This is a genomic window from Emticicia oligotrophica DSM 17448, from assembly GCF_000263195.1.
GTDB classification, from domain to species: domain Bacteria; phylum Bacteroidota; class Bacteroidia; order Cytophagales; family Spirosomataceae; genus Emticicia; species Emticicia oligotrophica.
Window position 1 is genome coordinate 3,622,433 of record NC_018748.1, and the last position, 19,797, is coordinate 3,642,229.

15 protein-coding genes are annotated in these 19,797 nt (G+C 34.3%); 7 read left to right on the plus strand and 8 right to left on the minus strand.

The genetic code is table 11. The annotated features are described in order from the left end of the window. Nucleotides 1-38 precede the first annotated feature (38 nt). The 3 genes from EMTOL_RS14930 to EMTOL_RS14940 are packed head-to-tail and all read left to right on the plus strand — an operon-like array spanning nucleotide 39 to nucleotide 4,623. The gene (locus tag EMTOL_RS14930; protein WP_015030144.1) at nucleotides 39-2,468 is read left to right on the plus strand and encodes a TonB-dependent receptor; all 2,430 of its coding nucleotides are present in this window, start codon (nucleotides 39-41) and stop codon (nucleotides 2,466-2,468) included. Nucleotides 2,469-2,487: 19 nt separating this feature from the next. Continuing rightward, the gene (locus tag EMTOL_RS14935) at nucleotides 2,488-3,549 is read left to right on the plus strand and encodes a DUF4249 domain-containing protein (RefSeq protein WP_015030145.1); all 1,062 of its coding nucleotides are present in this window, start codon (nucleotides 2,488-2,490) and stop codon (nucleotides 3,547-3,549) included. A gap of 15 nt (nucleotides 3,550-3,564) precedes the next feature. Further along, nucleotides 3,565-4,623, plus strand: a complete 1,059-nt coding sequence (locus tag EMTOL_RS14940; protein ID WP_015030146.1) for a DUF4249 domain-containing protein — start codon at nucleotides 3,565-3,567, stop codon at nucleotides 4,621-4,623. Between the two features lie 34 nt (nucleotides 4,624-4,657). On the opposite strand, the gene EMTOL_RS21870 is transcribed toward EMTOL_RS14940, so the two are convergent. The 4 genes from EMTOL_RS21870 to EMTOL_RS14960 all read right to left on the minus strand — a co-directional run bounded on the left by EMTOL_RS21870 (nucleotide 4,658) and on the right by EMTOL_RS14960 (nucleotide 9,792). After that, nucleotides 4,658-5,005 (minus strand): LytR/AlgR family response regulator transcription factor, encoded by a 348-nt coding sequence (locus EMTOL_RS21870; RefSeq protein WP_015030147.1) that lies wholly within the window; start codon nucleotides 5,003-5,005, stop codon nucleotides 4,658-4,660. A 140-nt stretch (nucleotides 5,006-5,145) separates the two neighbouring features. Then, nucleotides 5,146-7,077 (minus strand): histidine kinase, encoded by a 1,932-nt coding sequence (locus EMTOL_RS14950; RefSeq protein ID WP_015030148.1) that lies wholly within the window; start codon nucleotides 7,075-7,077, stop codon nucleotides 5,146-5,148. Nucleotides 7,078-7,081: 4 nt separating this feature from the next. Then, the gene (locus EMTOL_RS21875; RefSeq protein ID WP_015030149.1) at nucleotides 7,082-8,995 is read right to left on the minus strand and encodes a histidine kinase; all 1,914 of its coding nucleotides are present in this window, start codon (nucleotides 8,993-8,995) and stop codon (nucleotides 7,082-7,084) included. Nucleotides 8,996-9,048: 53 nt separating this feature from the next. Next, a complete protein-coding gene (locus tag EMTOL_RS14960) occupies nucleotides 9,049-9,792 on the minus strand; it encodes a LytR/AlgR family response regulator transcription factor (RefSeq protein WP_015030150.1) in 744 nt (247 codons plus the stop codon). 280 nt (nucleotides 9,793-10,072) lie between these two features. On the opposite strand from EMTOL_RS14960, the gene EMTOL_RS14965 reads away from it, so the two are divergent. Beyond that, nucleotides 10,073-11,359 (plus strand): citrate synthase, encoded by a 1,287-nt coding sequence (locus tag EMTOL_RS14965; protein ID WP_015030151.1) that lies wholly within the window; start codon nucleotides 10,073-10,075, stop codon nucleotides 11,357-11,359. 108 nt (nucleotides 11,360-11,467) lie between these two features. On the opposite strand, the gene EMTOL_RS14970 is transcribed toward EMTOL_RS14965, so the two are convergent. Then, nucleotides 11,468-12,061 (minus strand): riboflavin synthase, encoded by a 594-nt coding sequence (locus EMTOL_RS14970; RefSeq protein WP_015030152.1) that lies wholly within the window; start codon nucleotides 12,059-12,061, stop codon nucleotides 11,468-11,470. 140 nt (nucleotides 12,062-12,201) lie between these two features. Here EMTOL_RS14970 and EMTOL_RS14975 point away from each other — a divergent pair, with 140 nt between their 5' ends. Both EMTOL_RS14975 and EMTOL_RS14980 read left to right on the plus strand, forming a co-directional pair. After that, nucleotides 12,202-12,795, plus strand: a complete 594-nt coding sequence (locus EMTOL_RS14975) for a DUF1684 domain-containing protein (RefSeq protein ID WP_015030153.1) — start codon at nucleotides 12,202-12,204, stop codon at nucleotides 12,793-12,795. A gap of 509 nt (nucleotides 12,796-13,304) precedes the next feature. After that, nucleotides 13,305-15,767, plus strand: a complete 2,463-nt coding sequence (locus tag EMTOL_RS14980) for a zinc-dependent metalloprotease (RefSeq protein WP_015030154.1) — start codon at nucleotides 13,305-13,307, stop codon at nucleotides 15,765-15,767. A 73-nt stretch (nucleotides 15,768-15,840) separates the two neighbouring features. Here the strand turns inward: EMTOL_RS14980 and EMTOL_RS21880 are convergent, their stop codons facing one another. Together EMTOL_RS21880 and EMTOL_RS14990 are read right to left on the minus strand one after the other, a co-directional pair. After that, the gene (locus EMTOL_RS21880; protein ID WP_015030155.1) at nucleotides 15,841-16,671 is read right to left on the minus strand and encodes a PdaC/RsiV family protein; all 831 of its coding nucleotides are present in this window, start codon (nucleotides 16,669-16,671) and stop codon (nucleotides 15,841-15,843) included. A gap of 164 nt (nucleotides 16,672-16,835) precedes the next feature. Then, nucleotides 16,836-18,158, minus strand: coding sequence for an alpha-L-fucosidase (locus EMTOL_RS14990; RefSeq protein ID WP_015030156.1), 1,323 nt, complete (start codon nucleotides 18,156-18,158; stop codon nucleotides 16,836-16,838). Nucleotides 18,159-18,314: 156 nt separating this feature from the next. Between EMTOL_RS14990 and EMTOL_RS14995 the strand changes: the two genes are divergently transcribed. After that, nucleotides 18,315-19,154, plus strand: coding sequence for an endonuclease/exonuclease/phosphatase family protein (locus tag EMTOL_RS14995; RefSeq protein ID WP_041693598.1), 840 nt, complete (start codon nucleotides 18,315-18,317; stop codon nucleotides 19,152-19,154). Nucleotides 19,155-19,284: 130 nt separating this feature from the next. On the opposite strand, the gene EMTOL_RS15000 is transcribed toward EMTOL_RS14995, so the two are convergent. Further along, on the minus strand, nucleotides 19,285-19,791 hold the full coding sequence (locus EMTOL_RS15000; RefSeq protein ID WP_015030158.1) for a GNAT family N-acetyltransferase: 507 nt from the start codon (nucleotides 19,789-19,791) through the stop codon (nucleotides 19,285-19,287). Between the last annotated feature and the right edge of the window lie 6 nt (nucleotides 19,792-19,797).

Here is a 19,797-nt window from a genome sequence, read left to right on the forward strand (position 1 = left end):
AATTCAAGAACTAGTAAAAAGCTAAAAACCAAATATTTATGAAGTATAAAACACTTTACAATTTATTAATTCTTTTGTTTCTATCACTTTCAGTATCTTATGCACAACGTAAATATACCGTTTCGGGTGTAATTAGGCAGAGTAAAGACAATAAACCTCTTCCAAGAGCTGCCATCTATGTTGATGAAACAGGCTATGGCACGCTCTCCGACACACTCGGACGTTATCAGATTTTAGTACCTAAAGGCACATTCAATCTTACCGTAAGTTATCAAGGTTTTTTTACAGAACATCAACGTATCGATATTACTAATAATTTGTCGATAGATATCATGATGGATGAAAAAGCCAACGATTTAGAAGAAGTTGTTGTCTCTGCCAATAGTGCTTCTCAGAATGTAAAGCGTTTGGAAACTGGTGTAACCAATCTGAATATCAGAAATATGAAAAAACTCCCAACACTTTTGGGAGAACTCGATATCATCAAAAGCTTATTTTCGCTACCAGGTGTGGCTAGCGTGGGTGAAGGTGCTTCTGGTTTTAATGTGAGAGGCGGAAATATCGACCAAAATCTTATTTTGATGGATAATGCTCCGGTGTTTAATGCATCGCACCTGATGGGGTTTTTCTCAGTTTTTAACCCTGATGCACTGCGTGATATTAATTTTTACAGAGGAGGTATTCCTGCACAGTACGGTGGCCGAACAGCCTCTGTACTAAATATTAACCTAAAAGATGCCAATGCCCAGAAGTTTTCTGGACAGGGCGGTATAGGGCTCGTGAGTAGCCGATTGATGCTTGAAGCCCCAATTATTAAAGATAAGAGTGGTGATGCTAAAGCTTCGTTTTTTATTGCTAGTCGATTTTCCTACGTTGGATATTTATTCAAGCTACTGCCACAACAAAATATTAAAAATACCAAAGCAGACTTTTACGACATCACCACCAAATTTGAATTCAGACCAACGACCAAAGATAAAATTGCTCTAACGGCCTTTACTGGTTTTGATAAATTTAAAGTAGCTGGCGACTCACTCGCAAACTTGGAAGTGAATGCTTCTTCTTCACTTTTCAATTGGAGAACAACTAATGCAACTGCTTCATGGGTACATTCTTTCAATAGTAAACTTACTTCAAAGATTTCAGGCGTTTTTAGCCGTTATGATGCCAATATTATTAATCCAGATTCGGTTTTAGCTTTTCGTTTAGAATCAAGTATTGTTTATAAAAATCTCAAAGCTGATTTCAATTTTCTACCTTCTGAAAAACAAAAAATTGATTATGGCCTAAGCGTTATTAACTATCAAATTCAACCCGGAAAGTTAAGTCCTGATAACAGCATATCTCAAATTAATCCAATTACATTACGCAATGAAAGTGCTTTAGAATCTGCGATTTATATCAATGATGAATATGAGTTTAACAGCAAGTTTTCAATTTTATTGGGATTGAGATATTCGCAGTTTATCAATCGTGGAACTGGCTATCTGTACAATTATCAAGCAAATCTGCCAAAAAGTATCGAAACACTCACCGATTCGGTGTTTTATTCAAAAGGTAAGACTACCCAAACTTATGGTGGTTTAGAGCCGCGTTTTTCGGCCAAATATTCACTTAATGAGCGTTCTTCTATTAAAATTAGTTTGAATCGTATGATTCAGTATATTCAGCTAATTTCTAATACAACGGCAGCATTGCCAACAGCTCGCTGGAAATCGGCCGATAATTACATTAAACCTCAAGTAGCCGACCAGATTTCGATTGGGTATTTTCAGAACTTAAAAGATAATAAAATAGAAGCCTCGATTGAGTTTTTCTATAAAAAGTTAACCAACGTAGCTGATTATAAAGATGGGTCGAATTTAATCTTAGAAAAGTTTCCTGAAACAGCTATTTTACAAGGAACAGGCCGTGCTTATGGAGCCGAACTTTATTTGAAGAAAAACATTGGTTTACTCACAGGTTGGATGAGTTATACTTATTCGCAAACACAATTTTTGATTAAAAGCAAGTTTGAAGAAGAAACGATTAATAATGGAGAGTACTTTTCTCCGAACTATAACAAACCTCACATTTTTAATCTAATTGCCAGCTATCAAGCTGCCAAACGAATATCATTTTCTACTAACTTTACCTTCAGCACTGGCCGCCCGATTACTTATCCTGCCGCTAAGTTTTATGTAGGTGGTTTGATAGTACCCTATTATGCTAATCGAAATCAAGCTAATATTCCAAATTATGTCCGACTTGATTTAGCAATGAATATTGATGCTAACCCTTATAAAAACAAAAAGCTAAAAGGTAGTTGGAATTTCTCGATTTATAATGTGCTTAATACGCGAAATGCATATTCAGTATTTTTTCGTACTCAAACGCGTTATGCTCAATATTACAATAAGGTTGATATTTATAAACTATCTATCTTGGGTTCGATGATTCCTTCTATTTCCTATAACTTTAAGTTTTAAACCCACATGTTCCACACAAATGAAAAAGAATTTGACACTGTTAACTCTTGCATGCCTTTTTGGTCTTGTAGCTTGTATAGATGAATTTGACCCAAAATTACAAGGTGGAAAACCAAAAATTGTATTTGAAGGTACATTAACAAATTTACCCGGACCTTATTTTTTTCAATTGAGTTATTCAGCAGGTTATAATAGTAAAGAAAGTGTTTTTGATAAGTTTGTGAATGCCGCTAAAGTTTGGATAACAGATGGAGAAAGTCGGGTTGACTTGACGGATTTGAATAAAGGACAATTCAGTACTCCGGAGAACTTTAGAGGAAAAATTGGAAAAACCTATCAACTTCATATTCAATTGAGCGATGGAACAACTTATGAAAGTGAGCCTGAAAAGATGAAAATGACACCTCCAATTGAAAAAATATATAGTGAGTTTAAGTTGACGACCACACCATTTCCCAAATATAGAGGTAATTTTAATATTTATGTTGATGTAAAAGACCCTGACTCACAAGGAGATTATTATCGTTGGAAATGGGTGCATTATGAAAGAGCAAGTTATTGTTCACAATATACTGTTACAGGTGATAGACCTACAATTGTTTATCAGAAATGTTGTACTGATTGTTGGAACGCTACGAGTTGTTTAGGTTGTATTGTTTTAGCTTCTGATAATTTAATCAATGGGAATATGCTCAAAAGGCAACTTATTGGGCAAATTCCTTTCGATAATATTACTGGATATTATATGTTGATTGAACAAATGAGTTTATCTCGAAATGCATATAATTTTTGGCGAAATGTGGCACAGCAATCCAATAATTCGGGTGGGATTTTTGATATTGCTCCTGCATCAATTAGGGGAAATCTGAAAAATATTAATGATAATTCAGATGTTATTTTAGGCTATTTTCAAGTGTCTGCCGTTGAACAAAAAGCAGTTTATATTCAGCGGAATAATACCGGTATTCTACCTTTTGGTTTGAGTTTTAGTGGCTCAAATTTCAACTATGATGCCAATTGTGAAATCTGTAAAGAAAGTCAATATCGTACTGCCAAAAGACCTTTAAACTGGGTTGATTGAATAAGTTAAAAAACTATGAAAGCTATTAGTAAGCTATTTTTTGCCGTACTTTTTACTCTTTTTGCTTGTGTCGATGAGTTCGACCCAAAATTAACAGGGGGTGTTCCTTTGATTGTTTTTGAAGGTACATTAACCGACCAGCCAGGCCCACATTTCTTTTTACTGAGCTTTTCGGCTGGTTATAATAGCAAAGAGAGTGTTTTTGATAAATACGTCAATGCTGCTAAAGTGTGGATAATCGATTCGAAAGGTATTCGAACAGATTTGACCGATTTGAATCGAGGACAATTTAGTACCCCAACGGGTTTTCGGGGACAAATTGGTAATGCCTACACACTTCATGTACGCACAAGTGAGGGGGTTGAGTATGCAAGTAATGTCGAACCTATGCGTGCTTCGCCTTCAATTGAAAAAGTTTATACAGAATTTAAACTAACAACAATTCCTCGACCGCAATATCGAGGTATGTATAATGTGTATGTTGATGTAAAAGACCCACTTACTGAAGGAGATTATTATCGTTGGACATGGAAAAATTATCAGAAAGCAGGTTTTTGCGAAGTTTATACTGTTCCTCGTACAGACCCTCCCGTTAGGTATTTACGAAAATGTTGTGATGATTGCTGGAATATTACGCAATGTTTAGGGTGCGTAAATGTAGCTTCCGATAAACTTGTGAATGGTCGTACTTTGGCGAAGCAGTTAATTGGCCAAATCCCTTATGATAATACTACGCCCTATTATTTGTTGGTAGAACAGCAAAGTCTCACTAAAGAGGCCTATTTGTACTGGTCGGCAGTGAAAGAACAAACTAATAATTCGGGAGGGATTTTTGATACCGCACCAGCAAAAATCAGTGGAAATATTAAAAATCTTACCGATAGTTCGAAACCAATGTTAGGTTATTTTCAAGTTTCGGCAATTTCACAGAAAGCAGTTTTTATTCAAAGAAATAATGTAAGTGTACCTCCTTTTAGTAGTGGACTAATTGTTTATCCATTCGATACCGAATGTGCAGTTTGCAATGAAAGCCCTTACAGAACTTCTAGGAAACCAATAGATTGGGTAGATTAATCAAGGAAGTACAGTAATTACTAATATCTTTGATTTAATTACTAAACGACCTAGCCTTTCTTCTTGAAACTACAATTTTATCGCCTGTGGTAAGATGAGCGATATGTTCTTCACCTTGGCGTTCGATATGTTTTAGGTATCGAAGGTTGAGCATAAACTTTCGATGAACTCTGGCAAAATGCCCTTTATTAATTAGGTCAGTTTCGTGTGTTTTGAGTGTCCTTGATGAAACTACTTTTCTTCCACAACTTAAATGAAACTCTGTGTAATTTTCGAGACTACTCAAATATACAACTTCATCAGGTTGAATGCAGATTTTACCGTGATTAAACCAAATGAGTTTTGGGTCACAAAAGTTTGGTCTTGTAAAGAAAGTTTTCATGGCTATTAGAAATTTGTTGAGCCAAAATTGCAAAGAAAGTAATTACTATTTTAATTGTAATTATTATTTGGTAGGATTACTGGATATTTGGTAGGTTTGGGTTATTATTTGGCGGTACTATTTTTTTACTAAACGTAGTTTTACTCAATCGGTATCCGTACTGTTACGTTTGTGCCCGCACTTAGTCCGTTAGGTTGTTGCTTATCAATAATCTGAATATCTATAAACAATTCGCTAATTTTTTTAAGTAAATCTACCCTTTCATCATTAATACTCATACCCAAAGATTGATACTTTGGTGTATTCTTGCGAAGTAATGAGGCATTTTCACGCCCAATGCCATTATCATCAATCTCTATTTTTATTGTTTTTGAGTTTTCAATAGAAACTTTCAAGGTTATTATTCTAATGCCGTCTTTGTTCATTAAGCCATGTTTGATGGCATTTTCTATATACGGTTGAAGCAGCATTGGAGGAATGAGAATTTCATCGGTATTAATCGATGGCTCAATTTCATAGTTAAATACAAAGTTTTCTTCAAAACGGCGTTTTTCTAAACTGATATAGAGAATTGCTATCTCAAGTTCGTTGGTAAGCGTTATGAGTTGCTCTTTTGAGTATTGTAAAATCGAACGCATTAATGTTGAAAAATCAGTTAGATATTCCGATGCTTCGGTCGAGCGGTGAGTGAGGATATAACTTTTGATAGAATTTAGACTATTGAATACAAAATGTGGATTTATTTGTGAACGCAAGGTACGTAATTCAGATTCCATAATAGATTTTTGTAGTGATTTTTGCTCTTTTTGAATCTGATAACTTTTCATTCCAATAGCGATTGAAAAGAAAAAGACTTCGATTAAAATGCCCAAAGTAAATAATAAACTGGGTTCTACTCGAAACAATATCATGGGTGGATTTTGAAGTTCGTTGGATAAAAAACCAGCTAATCCACCAAGCATCAAAAAAGTGCTTCCGATTTTAATAAATCGAGCAATTCGTCCTTTAATACGGAAAATAGTAAATAATAAAGTGAGATTTAAAACAGGCAAAGTATCCTGAAATATCCAAAAAATTCTTGTACTCCAGTCAAGGCGTTTGAATACAAAAAGAATAATTATATCTGCCAAAAGTATAGAAGCCAATGTGATTATCACCCAACTGAAAATCTTGGCTAAAAGAGGGAAACGTTTTTTTAATTCTAGAAATTCAAAAATGAATAAAAAATAAAAAATATGTGTAAGAAGAACATAAATATTGCTATTTCCAGTAAACTTTAAATTTGGTAAGTATTTGAAAATCAGGTAGTTGTAGGGAGAGTGTTCGTATTCCCAAAGATTAAAAAGGGCAATCGAAATGGTATAAAAAGCATAATAAAGATAGTAAGGTTGACGGTCAAGAAAGTAAAATAATAAAACAAAAAGGGCCACGAAAAGCAGAACCGCAATCAAACAACCATTAGTGACTAAGTAAATATATTCATCATAAAAGGCATTTAATTTTTTTAGATTTTCGGTAGTTTTGCTTATGAAAATAGGTTTTATCTCAAAGTTTTCTCTGGGATAATCTTTTATTCTTGCATAAAAATGATAAGTACTTTTCGGCAACAATCTAAGTAAAATATATTGGTCATCAGATTTAAAAGACCTATCTTTTTTTCTTAACGCTTCATTAGCTTCGCCGATTTCTTTTAGATAATTCAGCTTTGATTCATACAATGTAGTTCTCAGATGTAAGCCACTACTAAATAAAATGTCAAGTGTATCGTTTGTTGGATTTTCAACTTCAAATTTTAACCAATAGCTATATTTATATCCACTAATGAAGCTTTTAGGTAGCTGAAAACTATTAAGCGGACGAAATTCTTGAAGTGGAATTTGCTGAGACTCAAGCTTATCTGTCGAATCTATATAAAGTTGTGTACTATCGCTAAAGTCTAATAGCCCGTTATGTTCAAGATTTGTATATAGTTTTACTTGTGCCGCTACCGAAACACATAAAAAAAGCCAAGCAAAACTTACAGCTAAGAGTTTTGTGATTATACGATTGATATGTATTTTATTCTGAACCAAAATCTTAAATTGGTAAAGTGATTATAACGGTTGTGCCCTCTGATATTCCCTGCGGTGTTTTTTTATCAACAATTTCTATATTAATGTGAAGGTCGGTTGTAAGACCTAAAAGTTGTATCCGCTCATCATTAATTGTTGTACTCATTGATTCATGATTAATCGTATTTTTTTGCTGGATGCCCGCTCTTTCTCGCCCAATTCCATTATCATCAATTTTAATATATATTTCCTCCGAGTTTTTCCTTTCAATTTTTAAAGTCAAAACTCGATTTTCTGCCTTACTCATGAGCCCATGTTTGATGGCATTTTCAATGTACGGTTGTAAAAGCATTGGCGGAATCAAAATATCATCAATATTTAAAGTTTCATCAATCTGATAATCAAATAAAAAACCACCTTCAAACCTAAGATTTTCAAGTTTAATATATAGTAAAGTGGTTTCGAGTTCGGCGGCTAATGAGATAAATTTATCTTTCGATTGTTGAAGTATTGCACGCATTAAGGTCGAAAAATCAGTAAGATATTCAGAAGCTTCCAGCTTACGGTCACGCAAGATGTAACTTTTAATAGAGTTCAAACTATTAAATATAAAATGGGGATTGATTTGTGAGCGTAAAGTTCGGAGTTCTGATTCCTTAACGGAGCGAATTAGCTGATTTCGAAGACGCTGGGTTAACCATGTTTTATAGCCTAAAGCCGTAGAAAAACAGAAGATTTCAATCAAAACTGCATAGTTTAGTACAAAACTTGGAGCCAAACGCATTAATACAATATTATCGGGCTTTATTAGTAGCAACTGTTCTAAAAAACCAACGATTGCTCCAATCAATAATACAGTGCTACCAATTTGAATGTATCTCACGAAAGGACCTTTGAGTTGATATAATTGGTAGGTGATGTATATGCCAAAAATGGCAATAATTGGCTGACTAATAAGCCAGATTTTTCCTCCTAAAGAGTAATTGGTTAGTATAAAATTAACAAATGTGTCAATGATGAGTAGAATGACTAAAAATTTGACAAAGCCATGTAAAACTCTATTAAACTTAGGAGCATTTTGTTGTAACTCAAGAAATTCAGAATGAAAAAGGTAGTAGAAAATATTCGTTAGTAGCAGGTAGGTATTATTATTTCCTGAAAATTTAAGTACTGGAATATAACTGAAAATAAAATGAATATAGGGTGAATGTTCAATTGCCCAAAAACCAAAAATAGCTAAGAAAAAAATATAGAGACCATAGTATAAATAGTAGCGTTTTTGTTCTACAAAATACATGATAAACATATAAATAGTAGCAAATGTAAGAATAGAGAGATAGATTCCATCATGTAATAAATAGCCATATTCTTCATCAAATGCTTTTATTTTTGTTTCATATTCGGCTGCATAACTAACTATTTTGGGGGTTAATTTGAAGTAAATTTGAGGGTGTTCATTTACTTTTATTAATAAATCATAAGTCTGATTTGGATAGAAACTGAGCGGTATGAATTGTTCATCAAACTTGTAGGGCCTTTCATTCGGCCTTAATGTTTGATTGGTTGATTGTAGTTTTTGTAAACTATTTTCTGAAATTCTGAAAACATCAATACTCTTATGTACTCCTGTAGTGAATAATACATTGATAGTTGTATCAGTAGGATTCTTAATGCTAACTTTCAACCAAAAAGTATATTGATGATAGTCATTGAAGAGTGGTGGGAATTTGAATAAATGAAGTGGTTTGAAATTTTGTTTTTGAATATGTTGAAATGGAATTTTACCTATTGAGTCAATAAATAGTTGACAATTGGGCTTTAAGTCAATTTCACCCTCATAGTTTATTTTTTTTGAAAGTACTGTTGTATCAAGGTTTTGTGAAAAAACAACCCTTGAGAGTAATATTAAGCTAAACGATATGATTTTTGATAACTGCAAGATTTTGAAATATTGGCTAAAGTTTGCTTAATATATTAAATTTAATAAAAGTTTTACCTGACTAAATCCATGAGTTTTATACGATTGGCTCTTGAAACTTGGAGGCTTGCTCCGTTATTCATTACTACGTACCCTCCTTCACCTTTGACATATTTTTTAATGAAAGCCATATTTACTAAATATGATTGATGAATTCTTACAAATGGATGATTGGAAAGTAGTGATTCTAAATCTTTTAGCGTTCGAGAAATAAGTATTTTATCTTTATTCAGCATATAGATTCTTGAGTAATTTCCATCAGCTTCTGCATAAATAATGTCTGTAATTGAAATAAACTCTAAGCCTTCGGGGGTTGGTACCGCAATGTTTGGTTTGTGGTGAATTCCTCCACGCATATTGGCAAGTAGTAATTCTAAGTTTTGGAGGTCAACATGTTTATTCTGTTTCTGTCTAACTTTATCTACTGCTCTGATAAGTTTTTCTTTTGAAACGGGCTTTAGTAAATAATCAATTGCACAAAAATCAAAGGCTGTTAGAGCAAAAGCATCATAAGCAGTACAAAAAATCACTTCGAAATTTATTTTTGGTATTTTAAGCAAAAAATCGAACCCATTCATTTGTGGCATGCTAATATCAAGGAAGATCATATCAGGAACCAATGTGTCGAGTAATTCTAATGCTTTTTCAGCCGATTGGCATTTCGCCAAAATCTTTACATCTGGGCAGTAGGTTTGTAGTTCAATTTCGAGTGTGTCTAGGCAACCCCTCTCGTCGTCTATTAAAATGGCGGTTAGCATATTATAAAGATTTTCAGAAAAGTGAAAATACAAAAAAAACTTGAAAATATAAATATCTATAGAAACTGAGCAAACTTTTTTGGTACCTTTGGAGTTATAAAAGTATTAGAAAGTGCAAAAAAATATAGTAATTTGCTCTGCAAAGATTAAATTATTGTTGCTATGACAAATATTTTGTTCTTAGTAGTAAAATTTGTACTTTTTTTATTAATATTGTCGTCGAATTAACAAAATAATTCATCAGCAAAATTCAGTAATACAAAATAATCTATATGTTTTTATGGCTGGTACAGCAGAAATAATACTTGACGGTAAATCATACCAATATCCCACCATTGAAGGTACGGAAGGCGAAAAAGCAATTGATATTGCCAAGCTTCGTGATGAAACAGGCTACATAACCATTGATAGCGGCTACAAAAACACAGGTGCAACTAAGAGTTCAATTACATTCTTAGATGGCGAATTAGGCATTCTGCATTACCGTGGCTACTCAATTGAAGACCTTGCTGAAAAAGCCAATTTCCTAGAAGTCGCTTATTTGTTAATCTATGGCGAACTTCCAACAACTGAGCAGTACAACAAATTTGAACATGAGATTCGAACGCACACTATCGTAAATGAAGATATGCGTCGTATTTTCAACGGCTTCCCAGTTAATTCACACCCTATGGGCGTGATGTCGTCGTTGGTAAGTGCCATGAGTGGTTTCTATCCAGATTCTTATGATGATAAAGCTCCAGACCGTACTGAGTTGCACATCATTCGTTTATTGGCAAAGTTCCCAACTTTAGCAACATGGTGCTATAAGAAGTCGCACGGACATCCAATCAATTATCCAAAAAATTCATTAGATTATTGCTCAAACTTCTTGCACATGATGTTTTCACTTCCAGTAGAAGATTATCATGTTGACCCAATTGTTTCAGCAGCTCTTAATAAATTATTGATTCTTCATGCCGACCATGAGCAAAACTGCTCTACATCGACGGTACGTTTAGTAGGTTCATCTAAAGCTAATATTTACTCTTCTATTTCGGCTGGTATTTCTGCTCTTTGGGGCCCACTTCATGGTGGTGCAAACCAAGAGGTAATTGAAATGCTTGAAGATATCAAAGCTGATGGCGGAGATGTACAGAAGTTTATAAATAAAGCGAAGGATAAAAATTCAGGCTTCCGTTTGATGGGCTTTGGTCACCGCGTTTATAAAAACTTCGACCCTCGTGCAAAAATCATTAAGAAAGCAGCAGATGATATTTTAGGTAAATTAGGTGTAAATGACCCCGTACTTGAAATTGCAAAAGGCTTAGAGGAAGCAGCGTTGAATGATGATTATTTTGTACAAAGAAAGCTTTATCCGAATGTTGACTTCTATTCTGGAATCATCTACCGTGCATTAGGAATTCCAACTAACATGTTTACGGTAATGTTTGCCTTAGGCCGTCTCCCAGGTTGGATTGCTCAATGGAAAGAAATGAGAGCAAACAAAGAGCCAATCGGTCGTCCACGTCAGATTTATACTGGTGCAACTGACCGTCCATTTGTTCCAATGGCTGAGCGTAAGTAATTCATACTTGCCCAAAAATATATAAAGGGAAGCAGCAATGCTTCCCTTTTGTTTATTTATACTAAAATGATTGTACTTCGCCTCAAAATTTTAATTCCCTACTTATCATCATTTTCTAGACATAATTTTCTGCATATATTTTCCAAGAATATCAAATTCTAAATTGATGATACTCCCTTCTTTTAATTGATGAAAGTTTGTATGCTCCCAAGTATATGGAATAATAGCTACACTAAAACCATTATCTTTAGAGTTAACAACTGTCAAACTTACACCATTAACACAAATTGAGCCTTTTTCAACGGTGATGTTATTGGAAGATTCATCGTATTCAAACGAAATTAACCAACTTCCATTTTGGTCTTCAATAGAAGTACAAATACCCGTTTGGTCAACGTGCCCTTGAACAATATGCCCATCAAATCGGCCACTGGCTGGCATACATCGTTCTAAATTTACTTTATCGCCGATTTGAAGTTTCCCTAAATTGGTTTTTTTTAAGGTTTCGTCAATGGCTGTAACTTTATATTGGTAAGTGTTTTCAACTAGCTGTTCCACCGTAAGACAAACACCATTGTGCGATACACTTTGGTCAACTTTAAGTTCATGAGCAATATTTGACTCAAAAGTAAATGTTAAGTTTGTGCCATTAGCTTGAATATCTGTCACTTGTGCTAGTGATTCTACGATTCCTGTAAACATAATTTTCTTTAAATTTTAAGCTGCGAATAACGGAAATTAAGGCCGTAAAACGAACACTTTTTTGCTAAAATTACTAACTTAGCAGAAGGAATTGTTTATTTACGAAATACTCATTTTTATAACAACATAAAGTAATAGATATGTTTAAAAACAAGCTATTTTTATTAATTATTATACTTGGTATTATTGGTATTGTATTCTACTCATTGAGCGGTTCAGAGAATTATATTGAAAATGTGAAGAAGCTACGAGAAGAATTTGTAGAAAATTTGAGAAAAGAAAAAGATTCGCCAATTGCTAATCTTCAAGATTTTTCGGGATTGAAATATTTTGAACCAGATAAAAATTTTATTGTAAATGCAGAATTCAAATCGGTAACTTCTGACGAAAAAGGAATGATTTTAATGACTGATAGTACTCAATCAGAAATTAAACGTGCGGGAAATGTAACATTCCAACTTGAGGGAAAAACTTTTACGGTTGCACTTTTTGATGAAGGTGAAATACTTATGTTACCGTTTCGGGATTTAACTAATGACAAGGAAACTTATGGTGGAGGTAGATATATAAATATTCCCAAAGAAAAACTTCAAGGCAGTTCTATAGAAATAGATTTCAATAATGCACATAACTTTTATTGTGCTTATAATGAGAACTTTATTTGTCCGATTCCGCCAAAAGAAAATTTTATTGGTGTAGAGATTAGGGCTGGAGAGAAGAAATATAAGGATTGAGTTAGTCATTGATTAAAATCACCGATTAAAGGGAAAAAAATGTGGTTATGATATTAGCTTTCGGACTTAACTCCGAAAGGTAGATAAAATATCCATTTTTCCTTTAAAAGGCGAATTTATTCGCTGAAAGAAAAGATAAAATTTTGCTGCATATTTAAAAATGAAAAAAATTACATTGCGTTGCATATCCATTTGATGTGAGCTGCATCTGAAGCCCCTTAACTTTTAGGTAGGTTTTTTCAATACATATTTAATCAAGAATCACAACTTGCGTTTTACTCTTTAGAGCAAGAATTGTCGAAATTTGAAGATTACACTGAATTTGAATCAATCGACTAAAAAACACTTACATATCAATGATGATTAATTTTACTAAATTGATAGCAAAGAGCTATTGGTAGAGATGTAGATTTAAGTAAATAATGTGCTAAATATTTCATTTTCAAATTTTTAAAATAATATAGTTATTGATTTTTTTATATTTTCATCAAAACAACCATAGAAAATCTATGAAAAAACACTTCATTCAAACCCTAACATTACTCATTTTTAGCTCTTTTGCTTTTGCACAAGAGCTAAAAACTATTGAGGCGTTTACTGCCGGAATGGAAAAAAAAGAAGGTTTCCTAACTTTTTATTGGAATGCTAAGGAAAGTAAAATTTGGCTCGAAATAGATAAGTTCGATACAGAGTTACTGTATTATCCTTCTTTAGCTCAAGGAATTGGTTCTAATGACATTGGGCTTGACCGTGGACGATTAGGCCAAGAACATGTGGTAAAATTCCAAAGAACTGGTAATAAAGTTCTGATGATTGAGCCTAATTATGCTTATCGTGCAATATCAAACGACCCACTTGAACGTAAAGCAGTAGAAGAGTCGTTCGCTAAATCAGTACATTTTGGATTTGAAATTAAAGCCGAAAGCAATGGAAAAGTTTTGGTTGATTTAACACCCTTCTTAATGCAAGATGCGGTAGGGGCCATCCAAGATATTGCGAGAACTAAACAAGGAAATTATCGCCTTGATGTTTCTAAAAGCTCTATTTATTTGCCACATTCTAAGGCATTTCCTAAAAATACCGAGTTTGAATGTATCATTACGCTTACGGGTGAAAATGCTGGGCAATTTCTTAGAGAAGTTGTGCCAACGCCTTCAATTGTTACGATGTACCAACATCATTCTTTTGTAGAATTGCCTGATTTAACAAAGAATGAATTCAAAGCTCGTGAGTTTGACCCAAGAATTGGTTATGGTGGAATAGAGTATTTTGATTATGCTACTCCAATTAGTGAACCTATTTCAAAAAGATATATTTCACGCCACCGTTTAAAGAAAAAAGACCCAACCTCAATGATTAGCGAGGCGGTTCAGCCGATTGTTTACTATATGGACCCTGGTGCTCCCGAGCCTATTCGTTCAGCATTGATGGAAGGGGCTGCTTGGTGGAATCAAGCTTACGAAGCCGCTGGTTATAAGGATGCTTTTCAAGTAAAATTATTGCCACCCGATGCCGACCCTATGGATATTCGTTATAATTTGATTCAATGGGTGCATAGAAGTACACGTGGTTGGTCTTATGGTGCAAGTATTATTGACCCTCGTACAGGTGAAATATTAAAAGGCAAAGTAACTTTAGGTTCATTGCGTGTTCGTCAAGATTTTTTAATTGCTCAAGGATTTTTAGGCAACTATGAGACCGATTCTTCGATGGTAAAAGAAATTACCAAAATGTCGCTTGACCGATTGAAACAATTGGCTGCCCATGAAGTTGGGCATACTTTGGGCTTACCTCATAATTATATTTCAAGTACTGCTGGTCGAGCTTCTGTAATGGACTACCCGCATCCGTTGATTGATTATGCCAATGGTAAGTTTGATTTATCGCGTGCTTATGCGATGGGAATTGGTGATTATGATAAAGCATCTATTATTTGGGGTTATCAGGATTTCCCTTCTACGGTTAATGAAAAGGTAGAATTGGAGAAAATTGTTCAAAATACTATTCGAAAAGGTTTACGTTTCTTAACAGACCAAGATGCTCGTCCAGAAGGCTCAGTGAGCCCTAATACCCATTTGTGGGATAATGGAGCTGATGCAACTACCGAGTTAAAGCGAGTGATGGAATTACGTAGAATTGCATTACAGAATTTTAATGAGAAAAAAATAACCAAAACTACGCCAATGGCCAATTTAGAAGAGGTATTGGTGCCAATGTATATGTTCCACCGTTTTCAAACGGAAGCTACTGCTAAAGCTTTAGGTGGTATTGATTATAATTTTGCTCTTCGTGGCGATGGACAATTAGTGTTGGAGCCAGTATCGGCTGCCAAGCAAAGAGAAGCATTTAATGCTTTGATGTCAACGCTTACCCCACAATTTTTAGCAGTTCCTGAGCACATCATAAAATTGATTCCTCCGAGAGCATTTAGATATGATCCTAATCCAAGAGAGACTTTTAAACGTCATACGGGCTTAGCTTTTGACCCAATGGCTCCTGCTGAAGCCGCGGCTGGTTTAACACTTCGATTAATTCTTAATCCTGAAAGGTGTGCTCGCTTAGCGAGTCAAAGAGGAGCTTTAAGAGGAGATTTACCGACTTTTTCGGAGATAACGAAGGAAATGAATAAACGTCTTTGGAAAAAAGCTGAAATTATTGAAAACATGAGTTACTATTCACAAATTGACCGAATGGTTGCCACGCAATATCTCGATTATTTGATGAAATTGGCGAACAGTAAAGAAGCTACAATTGAAGTTCGCATGAATGCCTATGCTGCTATTGAAGATATAAAAGTTTGGCTTTCGGGTAAATTATCTGATGGGGGTGGTTTTGCAAGATTGACTTTATTAAAAATTAAACAATTTGAAGAAAACCCTGAGGCGGTCATTCCATCTACTCCTTTGACTCCGCCAGATGGTCAACCAATTGAATCTGGCTACGATTGGTTAGGTACTGAATGTGAATGGTAATCTCCATTAGTTAACAAAAAATCCGTAGGTTAAGCCTACGGATTTTTTGTTAACATACATTTTATAGGAAGTTTTACCGAATTTCTTTTTTGACCAAAGTCCCTAATTCTTGCCAAGTTAATTCGAAATAAATTGCTCCAATTGCATAAGCTGCTGCCTCATAAGGATTATATAAAAATGAAAGCCCCGATTTCGTAATAGCTATATTTTTTGGTAAAAAGAATGGGCTTCCCCAGAAGTAATCTTCTTTATTGTACTCAAAATCATTGTCCTTGGCAAAGGCTTTTTGTGTTTTCTCAAATTTCAACTCGGCAATTTTTTTTAATGCGGTTGTATCAGAAACTATGTCGGTTAGTTTTAGTAAATCGCCTGTTTGGGCATTAAAGTTCATATAAGTGGTATAAAAATTACCGTGAGCTCCACCTAAAAATGAATAAACGCTGTAATAAATAGAAATGACTTTTGATGAGATTAAAAGTGTATCTCCCGAGCCTTCATATTCCCAACCAACACCAAGGGGAATATCGGCATTTTCTTCATTATAAGTTTTGTATTCCTTTATAAAACTTTGGGCTATTTCTTCAATCGTGCCTACTTTTTGGGTTTGAACACTATCTTCTAAGCTATAAACTTGGTCTTTTACCATTTGCTCAATTTGACCATTTATTTTACCAATAATGCTTGCATCGCCACCAATAAATTTGGGAAATTTTACTTTGAATGAGGCAAATAAGGTGTCACCCTCTTTACTAACTTTTTTTGGGGTTTCGATTTTAAATGTGATACTGTCTACTTTGATTTCACTTGCAGAAATTTCATTGTTTTGGTTTTCGTTTTTCTTTTGACACGAATTTAAGGTTAAAATGCAAACGAAAGAGATAAATAATAGAGTTAGTTTTTTCATATGTTTTATTTAAGAATAGTCAGGGTCAAAGTTATGATTTTTATTTTATGTTTTATTTTGGAATTAATTTTAATCGCATTATGAATATTAAAGCAATAATAGATTTGAAATAAAAAAGCCATTGTTCACAATGAACAGTGGCTTTGTAGGTATTAAGCTTATGTTTACTCAGGCGTATTATACAATTCTACTTTTGAAATGATTGGTTTAGCAAAAGCTTCATCAAATACAATTCTAAGTTCTTTGGCCGTTGTACGTGGGAAGTAAACAATTCGTTTATGCCCAATAGTAGTAGCAAAAGTTAAGTTTTTCCATTGACCATTTTCTTTGGCTTGAACATAAAACTTTTTAACTCTTTGTCCATAACGGATATCTTCTTGTACAACAAAACAATTGAAAGTTTGTGGTTTTGTAAGGGTAATATCGTAGGTGTCTTTGCTGAAGTTTTTTGTATAAGTACCTGCTTTCATTAAGTTATTGCCAAAGTATTGTTCACGCAATTTTTTAAATTCCATCAATGATTTTTCATCATTTTCATGAATCAATCCACGGCCATCTACTGGAATATTTAATAAAAGATTTGAACCTCGACCCACCGATTTATTCCAAATATCTAATAATTGCATGGGTGTTTTTACTTTGCCATCTTCGTTTTTATGGTAAAACCAGCCCGGACGAATAGATACATCACATTCTGCAGGAATCCAATGCGTGCCATTCTCATCACCTACATTCAAATGGGCAGGCTTATCATAAGCAGGGAAAAGTTTATCACCATTAATGGTTGACCAACAAGTTTCGCCCGCAAATCCGTTTTCATTTCCAACCCAACGTATATCAGGACCCGCATCGCTAAAAATCAATGCATGTGGTTGATACGTTTTTACAGTTTTATTAAACAACGGAAAATCATATACTTGTTTCTTCCCATTTGGGCCTTCGCCGTTTGCTCCATCGAACCATACTTCAAATAAATCACCGTATTGAGTAGTAATTTCTTTAAGCATATTTACATAAACTTGGTTGTATTCAGGTGTACCATAAGTTGGGTGGTTTCTATCCCATGGAGATATATATAGTCCCATTTTTAGTCCATATTCCTTACAAACTGCCGAAAGTTCTTTTAAAACATCTCCCTTTCCGTTTCTCCATTTTGATTCACGAACGGTATGTGTAGAGTATTTACTCGGAAAAAGTGCAAATCCATCGTGGTGTTTGGCAGTTAAAATGATTCCTTTCATTCCCGCAGCTTTACAAACTCTTGCCCATTGACGGCAATCAAGTTGAGTTGGGTTAAATACTTCTTCTTTTTCCGTGCCATCTCCCCATTCTTTATCAGTAAATGAATTTGGGCCAAAGTGAATAAAGGCATAATATTCCATATCGTGCCATTTAAGCTGGTCAGGTGATGGCGTTGCTCCAAATGGTTTGGGGGCTTGTGCAAAAACAAGGTTTGTAATGAAAAGTACAAGGAGGATTTTTTTCATTTTTTGTAAAGATGGATAAGGTTAAGTTACAAATTTAGAAAATGGTATTAACATTCTCATAATAAATTCTTAATTCAACTGAAATAAGTTTTTTCTGAAAACATTGATGTTTTACATTACATTTGTGACCTATTTATTCAACAAAACTCAATAATTATGAAACACACTTTCATTATTTGCTCACTTTTCATGGTGAGTTTTGCCACTTTTGCCCAGAAAAAAACACCAATTAATGTTGCCACTTATAATTTAAGGTTGAATGTTGCTAGCGATGGAATCAATGCTTGGCCTAACCGAAAAGAGTTGGTAAAAGCTCTCATTAAATTTCATGAATTTGATATTTTTGGCACACAAGAAGGTTTTAGAATGCAATTAGATGGCATTGCAGAACTACCAGAATATGCGTTTACGGGAAATGGTAGAGATGATGGTAAACAAGGTGGCGAACATTCATCTATCTTTTACAGGAAAGACCGTTTTAAACTAATAGAATCTGGAGACTTTTGGTTGAGAGAAACGCCCGAAACCCCAGGGAAAGGTTGGGATGCTACTTGTTGTAACAGAATTTGTTCGTGGGGAAAATTCAAAGATTTAAAAACCAAAAAGTCGTTTTATTTCTTCAATGTACATTTCGACCACCAAGGCGTAGTAGCACGCCGTGAATCTGGTAAATTGATGGTGAAGAAAATTCAAGAAATTGCTAAAGATGCAACGGTGATTTGCACAGGTGACTTTAATTCAACACCTGAAACGGAGCAAATTCAAATTATGCAAACTTTATTAAATGATACCTTTCAAGTAACTCAAAATCCACCTTACGGGCCTGTGGGTACTTTCAATGGCTTTAAATTTGATGCTCCACTTCAAAATAGGATTGATTATATTTTTACAAGTAAAAATATTGATGTGCTAAAATATGGCGTTTTAACCGATTCTTATGAGCAACGCTATCCGTCTGACCATCAGCCTGTTGTGGCAAAGATTGTAGTGAATTAAAAAATAAATGATATTAATTTACCTATATTAGAGAAAGGTAATTTGTATGGCTTTAGCTCGAGTCTTTTTGGGTTAGCTAAAGCCATATTAATATTTTGAGGTAATTGAAGGTTTTCGCACAGTTAGTTTTTCATCCTACCTTTATTTCCCAGTAAATAAATCCATCAGCTTCATTGATTGGCGTAAAACTATTGTTTCGTAGTACACGTTGAGATGAAAGGTTATTTTTTTCTGTATTCGCTGAAACTTTCAATACGTTAGTCTGAGTTTTTGCCCAAGTAATCATCGCGGCTACTGCTTCGCTCATGTATCCTTTTCTTCTAAAGTCGAAATGTGTGCCATAACTAATTTCAATTTCTCCATCAATGCTTGGTTCGCCTTTAAAGCAAATATCACCAACCATTTTATTACTTTCCTTCAAAATGATTGTCCAAAGTGTAGAGAAGAGGTAGTTTTTTGATTCATCAGCTACGTTCGGAATTATTGCATATTCTAGTGCCTCACGAAGTTCGGGAGAGATACTTCGAGTCGATTTTTCAAGGTTTAAATCTTCTTCTAATGAAAAATCTAGAGCACTATATTTCATTAACTGTTCGTAGGTTAATGGTTGTAGTTTTAAACGTTCAGTTTCTATCATTTTTCT